Raw genomic sequence first — 12,158 nt, forward strand, 5'->3', positions numbered from 1 at the left:
AGTTTAACAAAGAAATTGCAAAGTGAAATTCAGGAATTAGAAAATTAGGCATTACTTTTGCCAATAAAGTTGGATTAAAAAAACATAAACGCGTACTGAAATAAATTCTGCCTAGCATATGAAAGAACAATTTAAAAAGTTTTTGAACGAAGAACAAGACCCAAAAGCCATAGAAAAAATCGCTTCAAAACTGAGTGATTTATTGATGAAGAATGAAGAAATAGGTTACATAGCCGTTCAGAAAAAACCGGCGATTACCGTTTTGCCGGATAGTATTGTGTTGACCAATAAAAGAATTATTATTTGTCAGCCTAAAAATCTGGGACTTTCAATGAATTTCATTGATTATACTTGGGACGAGATCGAAGGTACTTTTGTGAAAGAAAATATTCTGGGTTCTGAGTTTTCTTTTACAACCAGAACGAATATGGAGGTTTCTATCGATTATATTCCTAAAATTCAAGCGAGAAAGATTTTTACGTACGCCAAAGAACAATTGGACATCTTGAAAGTTGGGTCTGTATTGAATGCAACCATCATGGATGAAGTTCCAGTTTCTCCAATAGAAGAAGTCGATATTATTGAAGAAATGGAAACGGAAGAAGTGACTAGTTTTGCTGAAATAATGCCAGTTTCACAACCCAAATTCATTGCTGAAAATCAAGTATTCGAAGACGTTCCAACAAGTCCAAAAGATAAATCTTTGAGTGATTTATCACAAGACGAACTTTTTGAAAAACTACAGAATTATAAAAAATTATTGGATAACGGATTGATTTTGCAAGGCGAATACGACGCTTTCAAAAAAGAAATTTTGAGTTTTATGTAGAAAACAAAGTCCTTTTTTAACACAAACCCCCGACAAGCTTTAAAATTGTCGGGGGTTTGTTTTTGATCGTATTTTAGCTTGTTTAATACGAGCCTAGGTAGAAACTGCCAGAAGCTGCTTTTAATTTAGCTCCTTTTGTAATTTCTTTAGTTTTGTAGTTAATAATATAAATATTACCATCTTTTCCAGAAGGAGTCAGCGGGACATATGCATAATCTCCAACAACGCCAATGTTTTGGAATTGGCCCAATGTTGTTGACAAGGCGGCGTCCGTTTCAATTTCAGTTACTAATTTAGTGGCTGTTTTATCATTCAGATTTATTATTGCTAGGTAACCGCCAGCTATACTTGTAGTAGTATATAACACCACTCCAATACCATCCTTCACATATCTCCAGGATTTAATACTTGCATTGGTTGTGCCTAAAGCAGAATTTAAGTTAAAATGATAACTTTGGTCGTATTCATTGCTAGTTTTACTAATTCGCAAAATATCTGGGCCTGATGTTGCAGTTGCTTGGTAAAGATTTCCGTCAGTTCCTACGTATTGTGTCATCGTACGGTACCCTAGATTGTCTATTTTGCTTTTTTCGGAAGTTATTATTTTAGCATTTCGTAAAGAAGGATAATCAACTACATACGTTACAGTTCCTAAATCTCGTGTTGTAGTTGTCTGCCAGCCATTAATCGCTCCGGTGGTTGCATTTGTAGTTACGGTACCATTTATATTGTGCCTTCTGATCCCTAGACCAATATACAGTTTTGTTTTAGCTTCGTTCAATACTGGTACATCTGCTCTCCAGACATGGTATCCTTGATTTTCTAATTCAGCTCCAAGATTGACATCAATAATACCTGTATTTGTAATAGCGGTATTATTTAAGTCTATGTTGGCAATTTTGATTTTACCTTTTGGGTGTCGGTACACATAATTTGGAGCACTTCCTGTATAAGGATCTAATGCTTCACCAAATGCCACACCTACACCAATTCCCTCTGCTGCTTTAACCCATCTAGGTGATGTTCCCAATATAGTTGCGGTATTTAACTCAAAACCTACTTCTTGATAGTTGCCTGCACTGGTAACACTGTATTTGTTGAATACACCACCTTCTGTTCCTGTGTATTGAATATTATATAAAAACTTTCCATCAGCAGATGCTTGTACACGAGCGGTTCTACTAGATTTTAATGCAAAACCATTAACATACTCAGCGCCATTCAATTTAAAAAGATCCACTTCATAATTTGGGTTAGCGGCATTTTCGGGTGTTATAGTAATTGCACGTGTTCCTCCGTTACCTGCAGTTCCTTCGGCATCAGGAAAAGATCCTGTTAAAGTAATCCAACGAGTAGTCTCCACCACTGGAGTTGTTCCTGATTCGTTTTCGTCATTGCTACAGCTTCCTAATGTCAGCGCAGATAGAGCAGTGCTAAATAATACTATTTTAAATAGATTTTTTTTCATGATTGTATTGATTTGATTATAAAAAGTTACTAAAGGTGTAATTCAATTTGAAATAGATGCCTCTTCCAGGTTTTTGAATTCTATAATTATCGTATAATTCCGCGTTTGTCAGGTTCTTTACATCTATACTCGCCACTAATTTTTTGGAAGGAAATCGATAACTTGCTCCTAGGTCATGTGTAAACTGACTCGGAGTTATTGACCAGTCTGGCTGGCCCCAGACCGTGTAGTATTTGCCAACATATCCGGTGTTGTAATAAACAGTGAGGTTCACTTTTTTTTGCAATATGTTGTCAATTCGATATTGAAAATTAGCATTCATCGTTAAGTACGGCTCGTTAGGGACTTGTTGTCCATAAAAACTATGTGAACTACCGTTAGTGTCAATTTCTTGTTTAAAGACGTTGTTGAATTGGGAAAAATTGAAAGAAGCATTCCATCTGCTCTTGTAGCTGTATGTGATTTCTGTTTCAAAACCACGTGCTTGCGTTCGTCCAAGATTTACATATCGAGTTGTTTGTATATCTGCGTCAGATTCCTCTTTGATTTCTGTTACATCTACAGCTTGTTGCGTGATTTTTTCGAAGCCATTACGCCAGAATGCATTTGCATAAAATGAAACTTTGTGCGCGCCTAAATCCAAGATTCCATAGCGAAAACCAACATTGTAGTTCACGTTTTTTTCTGGTTCTAATTGTAGATTTGGTAAAATGTTTATTTCAGATGCTCCAAATAGTTGTGATTCCGTCGGCATTATATACGAGTTTTCGGTGGAGGTAATAACAAAAAGGCTTGAAATTACATTGTAAGACATGGTGGCGCCATAACCAAAATTGTGATCAACTGCACTAGTGTCTTTTTTTATAATAGTGTTTAATCCTCCTGTTGAGCGGATTTCTGATTTTGTTTGATTGGTACGATTCGTTGTGTATTTGCTAAGTAAATTGATTTTTAATTTTTTGTTATATGCTTCCGATTCATAATTCATAGAAATAATATTTTTTGAAATAAGACTTTCTGTAGCCAAATCTTTAGAAGCTGGATTTAATAAATCTTCATCCGTTCGGTCTGTTGCTTCGTATTTATGATTCAATGAAAGTAAATGCCCATTAGCTATTCTATAGCCTAAATTGGAGCGCGCATTTGTGATTTTTCTTTGAGTGTTTGTTATTGTTTTTGGACCTTGTTGTGCCCCATTTGTGCGAAGCGGAACTCTTTCACCAAATTCGATAATCTCTCTTACGGTTCCATCCCAATTGTAAGCATAACTTACCGTATCTTGTAAATAAGTATTGCGTTCGCTTCGTACAGCATTTACGGTTAATGCTAGGTCTTTGATCAAAAAATCCTTCTTGTTGTAATTAAAGAGAAAAGCATGCGATTCTGTTTCGTTAAAGCGGCCTACATAAGGTACAGCCATAGTTATTCCGTGTGGAATTTCGGTATAATTAGTGGATCCGTTATAGCCTATAAAAAATTGATCTGCCCATTTGGTATCGGTAACGCCTATTTCAAAACGGCCTCCTAGAGCTTTGTAGGTGTTATTGAATCGTTTGGCTCGATACGGTCTAATAATTTGTTGCAAATGATTTACGTAAGTTGTCGATCTGCCCCAAGTTTCAAAATTATTGTCCGTATATGTGTAAAAGCCGGACCCCCTAAACGCAATTCCTGTCCTTTTATCCCGATAGGTTGCGCCCAAATCGGATTGAAAAGTGTTGAACGAGCCATAAGAAAAGGCAGCAGTGGCAGTATTTTTAGACACATCTTTTTTTAATACAACATTGATGGCTCCTCCAACATAATCGCCAGTTAAATGAGAGGGCAATACTCCTTTATAAACTTCTATGCGTTCAATCATAGCAGGAGGGATGTTATTCAAGTTGAAAGAAGATCCATAAGTAGAAACTTCAATTCCATCAATAAATATTCCTATGGCACTCCCTGACATTCCATTAAGATTATATTCGACATTTGAACCTATTCCTCCATTTTGTCTTACACGCACACCTACTGATCTGTCAAGTAATTCATTTGTAGTTAAGTTTCTTAACGCTGCCTCTTTAGTGTCTATAATTGCAACCGCAAAACCGCTGGTTTCCACTTTTTTCTTTTGAGACCGTCCTTTTACAACTACGCTATGTAACATTTCCGGTTCATCCGTTTTATTCTCTGCCGTTTTCTTTTCCTGTGCCAGCGCAGAAATACAGAGAGAAGAAATTAATATAGAGATAAAGATTTTTAAATTCATTTTTGATTGAAATATGTTTTTTTTATTCAAAACTATTCTTAATTAGACTTATTATAAATAACTTTGCTGCAAATTTACTGTTCAAACCCATAATAGAGTTAGGTAAAAACGGATTATTATTTTGTAAAAACGGATTATTATAATGGAAATTAAATTGCGGATTGAAGGAGAAGAGGAACCACTTATTGAGATTAAAACTGATGATTTGGATAATCAAAAAAGTCATTTTTATAACAATAAAATTAGTCTTCAAAAAGGAAATACGGATCAAATATTGATTACAAATTTGTTTTCTAAAGCTATCGTACTACTAGATTTTAAAATGTATTTTAAAACGCAGCAAAAAATACATTACGACATAATTGGAGAATCTATAATAATGAATTTCATAGGTTCTGATAATGTAGAAGTGACAGCAAATCAAATAGATGAAAATGGAATGAGTGTCGAAAACACTCATAATATTTTATACTCGAACAACTTAAATGGGACGTTGCAAATTCCAGCTAATATAGATTTTACAAGCTTTTCAATTGTCTTGTCGTTAGATTATTACCGCTATTTGATTCATGATGAATGGGGACTTCATCAAAATTTCTCAAAAAGTATTTCCCAAAAAAAAGCGGGTTATTTGACTTTGAAATATGTTCCCTTTAGCCCAGTTATGCAATGGGTTATTCATGAAATTAGAAACAGCAAATTCGAGGGGTCCATTCAGAAAATATACATTGAAGCCAAAATTAAAGAGCTTTTAATATTACAACTGGATACATTGATTGAAAAACCTTTAGAAAAAGTACTTGTACATGAGGAAGACTACATAAAACTTCTCCAAGCAAAATTGATTTTAGAAGCAAATTTTACAAATGCTCCATCACTTCCAGAACTTTCCAGAGCAATATCGCTTAATGAATTTAAACTAAAAAAAGGATTTAAATCTTGTTTTGAAACAACAGTAAAAGGTTATATAACTAAGCTCCGAATGGAATATGCCAAAGATTTATTAAAGAATATGGCTTCAAATGTAGGTGAAGTAGCCTACACGTGTGGTTACAAAGATGTATCTCATTTTTCGGCAGCCTTCAAACAGTTTTATGGATTTACACCTATGAGTTTTAGAAAATTAACTAAGGTTACAAAAGTAGCTTTCTTTTATTGGAGTTTTCTGGATATCCTTGCACCATACCTTTGTTAACATATACAGATTAAATTTCTGTGGTCTTACCATTTAATATATGTTCACGCATTTTATTTAAATATAAAGCGCTACAGTCGACAGTTGTTTTTTTTAGGACTTTCAACCTTTGACTTAAAGCGTTCTTTTCTGCTTTTCTACAAAATTATTGGATTGTAATTCTAATAAATCAGTAGCGTTTTTTCGTTGTAAATCGTACAATTGTTTATCATCAGCAATATCTCCGTAGACTTTATCGTGCATCGTTGCGCTAGTTTTTACCAATAAAGTACGTTGGTATTTGTCTTGTTCGATTGTTGCTTTTAACGCTGTTTCCAGATCTTCCAATTTATAATCGTATTCGCCTTTTGGAGAAAGTAATTTGGCAATAATAGGAGAAGTTTCAATAGCTAAAAACAACAACATAATAAAAAACGAAGGCAGCCAAGGTAATTTGTCCAATGCATTGATTCGTGCCATTAAGCCGTCAAATCCATCAATAATAGGTTGTGTTTCGCTAACTTTCTTGTCTAAATCAGTTTGGAGGGTTTTAGTAATTTTCTCCATTTCAGCAATTTTAGCCAAGTTGGTTTTTTGTAGAGTATCTAGTTCTTGTTTTGCCAAATCATGTTTGGCAATTTTTTCTTTAAAAACGGGACCTTTGCCTAATTTTTTGGTTCCTGCTGTTCCTTCAGCTTCTGTGATGTAGGTTTCGTAAAGGGTATTTACTTCTTTTTCTTTGTTTGTGATTTCGGATTTTAATTTATCGATTTCGGCTTTATTTTTATCCAAATCCGATTTGAAATAATTCGCTACTTCTTTTTTATTATTTAAAGCCATCGCATTTTTCTCTTTCAACAATACGGTATTGATTTCTTTTTCGAAGATTTTAATTTCTAATGGCTTGGAAATTACTATTGCAATAATTACCGCTAAAATAATTCGGGGAGTTGCCTGCAGAAACTCACTTCCTATTTTGTCTCTTTTTCGAATGGTGGAAACAATAAAACGGTCGAGATTAAAAATAAGTAAACTCCAAACAATACCAAATGCAACTGCGGGATACATACTGTCAAAGACGGTAAAAAGTGCATACGAACTGGCTATAAAAGCCATGATTGCGGTAAAGAAAACGGTGGCGCCAATACCTACATATTTGGTTTGTTCGCCTTCGGAACAGCCTTCAAGTAAGTCTTTATCGGCTCCGGAACAAAGGATGAAAAATTGTTTTAACATGATTGATGATTTTTTGAATGATGATTACAAATTTAACGCCAAAAAATGAATTTTGGTATAAATACTTGATTGGTATTTGTTTAATGCTTTTTGTTACGGTTTGTACCAAATAAAAGAGAGCTGCTCACAAGGAACAGCTCTCTTTCTTTTTTGAATTATAATTAACTTATGCGATTGGTGCTCCCGCCATAATCTCGGCATTAGCAAATTCTTCAAATTTGGCGAAATTAGCTTTGAACTTTTGAGCTAATTCAATCGCTTTTTTATCGTATAGTTCTGGATCTTCCCAGGTGTTTCTAGGATTCAATATTTCAGTAGGTACATTTGGACAGGTTTGCGGTTTTGCAATTCCAAAAACTTGGTGATTTTCATACCCCACATCGTCCAGTTCTCCGTTTAAGGCAGCGGTAATCATGGCGCGCGTGTATTTTAATTTCATTCGGCTTCCTATTCCGTAAGGTCCGCCAGTCCAGCCTGTATTGATTAACCAAACTTTTACATTGGCATCTTTCATTTTTTTACTCAACATTTCAGCATATTTTGTTGGGTGTAATGGCATAAAAGGTGCGCCAAAACAAGCCGAAAAATTAGGCTGAGGTTCTGTAATTCCAGCTTCGGTTCCAGCAACTTTTGCAGTATAACCAGAAATAAAATGGTACGCAGCCTGTCCTGGAGTCAGTTTCGAAATTGGAGGCAATATTCCGAATGAATCGGCAGTTAAGAAAAAGATGTTTTTCGGATTTTTACCAATTGAACCGGGTTGAATGTTGTCGATATGAAAAATAGGATAACTTACGCGGGTATTTTGAGTGATGGAAATATCCTCAAAGTCAACTTCATTGGTGTCCTTATTGATGATTACATTTTCAAGGATTGCTCCTTTTTTTATAGCTCTGAAAATGTCCGGTTCGTTTTCTTCCGAAAGGTTGATCACTTTAGCATAACAACCTCCTTCAAAATTGAATACTGTGTTTTCGTTCGTCCAGCCATGTTCATCGTCACCAATTAATTTTCTGTTTGGATCTGCTGATAAAGTTGTTTTTCCGGTTCCTGATAATCCGAAGAAAATTGCAGTATCACCATCTTTTCCAACATTAGCACTACAGTGCATTGGTAACGTATTTTTGAAAACGGGTAAAATGAAATTCAAAGCAGAAAAAATTCCTTTTTTCATTTCTCCGGTATAACCAGTTCCACCTATCAAAACTACTTTTCTTGTAAAGTCAAGAATGGCAAAATTGCTTTGACGTGTACTGTCAACCGCTGGATCTGCAATAAAACTTGGTACACATAAAAGAGTCCATTCTGGGTCGAAATTTGCTAATTCTTCCATTTCTGGTCTCAAAAACATATTGTAGCAAAATAAATTTGCCCAAGGAGTTTCTGTAATTACACTAACATTTAATCGGTAGTTTGGGTCAGAACACACATAAGAATCTCTAACGTAAATTTCTTTGTCTGATAAATAAGCAGTAACCTTATTATATAATGTGTCAAATGCTGCTGGTTCAAAAGGGATGTTTACTTTCCCCCACCAAACTTGATCTTCACTAATACTGTCTTTAACAATATATCGGTCTTGTGGCGATCTTCCGGTGTACTCTCCTGTATTTACTGCTAATGCTCCAGTAGAAGTCTCAATTCCTTGACCTGTTTTTATAGTTATATCGTGTAATTCTTCAGGAGATAACTGGTAATGAATTTTGGCATTTTCAATTCCTAATTCTTTTAACGAAATCGATTGCGAGGAAAGCGTGTTATTGTCCATAAATTTATTGTTGTAGTTACTTTTTTATAGACTGCAAAAGTAGAAATTATATTTCAGTTAGCCTTTGATTCTTTTAATTTTGTGAATTTTTATTCATAATATTCAATAATGAAACGCCCCAGCCTAGTATTAATAGGAGTCCGCCAATAGGAGTAACGAATCCAATGATGCTAAAATCGAAAGAAGTAAGATTGTTGGTTGCCAATAAGTATATACAACCGTAGAATAAATGTACTGTAATAGAATATTATTTTATGGACTTAAACTTAATTCTCACGTAATATTAAATAAAGTAAACAGCTCCCCTGATTTTTAAATTCGACCTTCTGTTTAATTTTACAGGAACAACTTGCTAAAGATTTGTTAATGCTATGCTAACTTACATCTTTTATATTCCCAGTAGTTTTGCGGTAAATATTAATTTTAGACGACTATGAAAAAATTATTTTTATTACTAATTATTGTGCTTTCAACTAGTATTGTCCATGCACAAGGGTCAGGAATAATCTCAGGAAAGGTTACAGAAAGCGATGGAGGATTTTCGCTTCCTGGGGCTACGCTCAAATTAAATGTTGGAAACAAATATGCCACAACAAATAACAACGGTGAATTTGAATTTTTAAATGTGCCGTTTGGAACATATGAAATTGAAATTACTTATATCGGGTATCAAAACCAAAAACAAACTGTAACAGTTGATTCTAAAAAGGCTGAAATTGTTAAATTCGTTTTAGGATCTGCTAATAATGAATTAGCTGAAGTAGTCATTATTGGTGATCGTTTAAGGGGTCAAGCAAAGGCAATCAATAAGCAAAAAAGTAATCAAAACATTAGCAATGTAATCTCTGCGGATCAAGTGGGTCGTTTTCCAGATGCCAATATTGGAGATGCTTTAAAAAGAGTTCCGGGTATTACAATGCAAAATGATCAAGGAGAAGCGAGAAATATCATTATCAGAGGTTTAGCTCCAAATTTAAACTCGGTTACTTTGAATGGAGATAGGATTCCTTCCGCTGAAGGTGACAACAGAAATGTACAGATGGATTTGATTCCCGCCGATATGATTTCGACTATTGAAGTAAACAAAACGCTTACATCCGATATGGATGCCGATGCTATAGGAGGTTCTGTTAATTTAATCACACGTGCAACGCCAAACGGACCGAGGGTCTCCGCTACACTTGCGGGAGGATATAGCCCAATCCGAGACAAGGGTAATTACACAGCCGGTTTTGTTTTAGGAAACCGATTTTTGGACAAAAAATTAGGAGTAGTTTTTAGTGCTTCCTATAACAACAATAATTTTGGTTCAGATAATGTGGAAGGCACTTGGGTTGAAGGAGAAAAAAATCAATCTTATATGGAGGAATATGATGTTAGAAAATATGATGTTCAACGCATTCGCAATTCATTTGCATTGGCTACTGATTATAGGTTTAATGAAAGTAACTCTATTTATGTAAATGCAATGTATAATTTCAGAGATGATTTTGAAAATCGTTACCGTGCAAGATACCGTGGAATTGATCCTATTTATAATGCAAACGATGATATCATTGGTTATGAAGGAGATGTAAGAAGACAAACAAAAGGGGGTTTAGATGATAATAAAAGTGCCCGACTCGAACGTCAAGTAGTACAAAATTATGCTATTGGTGGTGAGCACCTTTTAAGTTCAAAACTAGATATGGATTGGTCAGTAAATTATGCAGTAGCCAGTGAAGATAGACCTGGTGAAAGATATATTGAATACCAAAATAGAGGTTTGGACATAAATCAAGATTTATCAGACCCACGATTTCCTTTACTTACTTCTCCCGATGGAGATATAGCAGAAGACTTCACTTTTAGAACTCTCTCGGAAAATGATAATTATACAGAAGAGTCAGAATTAGGTGCAAAATTAAACTTTAGAGTGCCATTTTCAGTAATTGAAGGTCAAAAAGGACGTATTCGTTTTGGGGCACGTGTTAGAATCAAAGACAAATTTAGAGACAATACTTTTTTTGAGTATGAGCCTATTACTGCGTTTGGAAATTTAAATGAAACTCCAACAAGTTTCTATGGAGGTGAAGATTGGCAAGCAGGGTCGAAATATGTTCCAGGCACATTTGCAAGCAACTCATTTTTAGGAGGTTTAGATTTGAATAATGCTGAATTATTTGACAAAGAGGATGTTCCTAGTGAATATTTAGCTTTGAACTACAAGGCAAAAGAAGATATTTATGCAAGTTATATTCGTTGGGATCAGGATTTTAATTCCAATTTATCTCTGATTGTTGGTTTGCGTGTCGAAAACACAAATATAAATTACACAGCAAATTACGTAGAAGATGAAGAAGATTTGGTTGGCGAAGTAAAAAACAAAAATTCCTATACCAATGTGTTGCCAAGTATAGCATTTAAATATAATGGTAAAAAGGATTGGGTTTACAGAACGGCATTTACTACTTCTCTAGCAAGACCAAATTACTATGATTTATCACCTTTTATCAGTGTTATTCCAGACGACGATTCTGAAATCATAGCTGGAAATCCAAATTTAAAAGCAACGTATTCTTATAATTTTGACTTAATGCTCGAAAAATATTACAAGTCGGTTGGTTTATTATCAGGTGGTGTTTTCTATAAAAACTTAAATGACTTTATTTATACTTATCGTGATAATCAGTATACTAATGCTGAATTTGCTGCAGATTTTCCAGGTCAGCCTAATCCAATCCCTGTAACAAATCCAGGAAATTGGGGGTTAACTCAACAAAGAAATGGCGAAAGCGTAAGTGTATACGGTTTTGAGGTTGCGGTTCAAAGACAATTGGATTTTATCCCGGGGAAATTCTTTAAAGGTTTAGGGGTTTATTTAAATTATACATTTACGGAGTCTAATGCGAAAGGAATCACAAATTCTGATGGTGAGGAAAGAACAGATGTTGGTTTGCCAGGAGCAGCCCCACACATGTTCAATGGATCGTTATCTTGGGAAAACAAAAGATTTTCCGCTCGTATTTCCCTAAATTATACAGCAGATTATTTGGACGAATTAGGAGGAGAAGCATTCGATGATAGATATTATGACGAACAGTTGTTCTTAGACGCAAATGCTTCTTATAAAATTACTAAAAGATTAAGAGTTTTTGCCGAAGCAAATAACTTAACCAATCAACCGTTACGTTATTACCAAGGAATAGCTTCTCGTACTATGCAAATGGAATACTATCAAGCTAGGTATAATTTTGGTTTGAAATTTGATTTGTAAAATATATTGAATTATTTTTTAAATGTTTGATAGGGTCTTTAAGCCCTGTCAAACACTTTTTTTAATTTTTAAAATCATAAAGAATCTATTTCATAAGTTCCAGTAAAGCAAGATTTTTTAAAAAGCTCCAACGCTGTTTAGTTAAGTTCAGTTGGATTTATTAATAAAAATAATGA

Annotated in this window: 7 protein-coding genes; 3 read left to right on the forward strand and 4 right to left on the reverse strand. The window is 34.5% G+C overall.

Features of this window, described 5'->3' with window-relative positions:
* The first annotated feature begins 118 nt into the window (after nucleotides 1-118).
* Nucleotides 119-829, forward strand: coding sequence for a PH domain-containing protein (locus tag AC0J6S_RS06160; RefSeq protein WP_474955909.1), 711 nt, complete (start codon nucleotides 119-121; stop codon nucleotides 827-829).
* 82 nt (nucleotides 830-911) lie between these two features.
* Here the strand turns inward: AC0J6S_RS06160 and AC0J6S_RS06165 are convergent, their stop codons facing one another.
* Both AC0J6S_RS06165 and AC0J6S_RS06170 read right to left on the reverse strand, forming a co-directional pair.
* Nucleotides 912-2,297, reverse strand: a complete 1,386-nt coding sequence (locus AC0J6S_RS06165; RefSeq protein ID WP_474955910.1) for a hypothetical protein — start codon at nucleotides 2,295-2,297, stop codon at nucleotides 912-914.
* 16 nt (nucleotides 2,298-2,313) lie between these two features.
* Complete coding sequence (locus tag AC0J6S_RS06170) at nucleotides 2,314-4,548, reverse strand: TonB-dependent receptor (protein WP_474955911.1); 2,235 nt, start codon at nucleotides 4,546-4,548, stop codon at nucleotides 2,314-2,316.
* Between the two features lie 142 nt (nucleotides 4,549-4,690).
* On the opposite strand from AC0J6S_RS06170, the gene AC0J6S_RS06175 reads away from it, so the two are divergent.
* The gene (locus tag AC0J6S_RS06175) at nucleotides 4,691-5,743 is read left to right on the forward strand and encodes a helix-turn-helix domain-containing protein (protein WP_474955912.1); all 1,053 of its coding nucleotides are present in this window, start codon (nucleotides 4,691-4,693) and stop codon (nucleotides 5,741-5,743) included.
* A 114-nt stretch (nucleotides 5,744-5,857) separates the two neighbouring features.
* Here the strand turns inward: AC0J6S_RS06175 and AC0J6S_RS06180 are convergent, their stop codons facing one another.
* Entirely contained in the window at nucleotides 5,858-6,958 is a 1,101-nt protein-coding gene (locus tag AC0J6S_RS06180) for a DUF4407 domain-containing protein (protein WP_474955913.1), read from the reverse strand.
* A gap of 166 nt (nucleotides 6,959-7,124) precedes the next feature.
* On the reverse strand, nucleotides 7,125-8,726 hold the full coding sequence (pckA, locus tag AC0J6S_RS06185; RefSeq protein WP_474955914.1) for a phosphoenolpyruvate carboxykinase (ATP): 1,602 nt from the start codon (nucleotides 8,724-8,726) through the stop codon (nucleotides 7,125-7,127).
* A 433-nt stretch (nucleotides 8,727-9,159) separates the two neighbouring features.
* Between pckA and AC0J6S_RS06190 the strand changes: the two genes are divergently transcribed.
* Entirely contained in the window at nucleotides 9,160-11,982 is a 2,823-nt protein-coding gene (locus AC0J6S_RS06190) for a TonB-dependent receptor (protein WP_474955915.1), read from the forward strand.
* The last annotated feature ends 176 nt before the right edge of the window (nucleotides 11,983-12,158 follow it).

Source organism: Flavobacterium sp. TS_SC_5, from assembly GCF_056156265.1.

What these genes read in the sequence shown, in the direction of transcription:
- AC0J6S_RS06165 (WP_474955910.1), bottom strand. Translation starts at nt 2,297, where the DNA reads ATGAAAAAAAATCTATTTAAAATAGTATTATTTAGCACTGCTCTATCT.
- AC0J6S_RS06180 (WP_474955913.1), bottom strand. Translation starts at nt 6,958, where the DNA reads ATGTTAAAACAATTTTTCATCCTTTGTTCCGGAGCCGATAAAGACTTA.
- AC0J6S_RS06160 (WP_474955909.1), top strand. Translation starts at nt 119, where the DNA reads ATGAAAGAACAATTTAAAAAGTTTTTGAACGAAGAACAAGACCCAAAA.
- AC0J6S_RS06175 (WP_474955912.1), top strand. Translation starts at nt 4,691, where the DNA reads ATGGAAATTAAATTGCGGATTGAAGGAGAAGAGGAACCACTTATTGAG.
- AC0J6S_RS06170 (WP_474955911.1), bottom strand. Translation starts at nt 4,548, where the DNA reads ATGAATTTAAAAATCTTTATCTCTATATTAATTTCTTCTCTCTGTATT.
- AC0J6S_RS06190 (WP_474955915.1), top strand. Translation starts at nt 9,160, where the DNA reads ATGAAAAAATTATTTTTATTACTAATTATTGTGCTTTCAACTAGTATT.
- pckA (WP_474955914.1), bottom strand. Translation starts at nt 8,726, where the DNA reads ATGGACAATAACACGCTTTCCTCGCAATCGATTTCGTTAAAAGAATTA.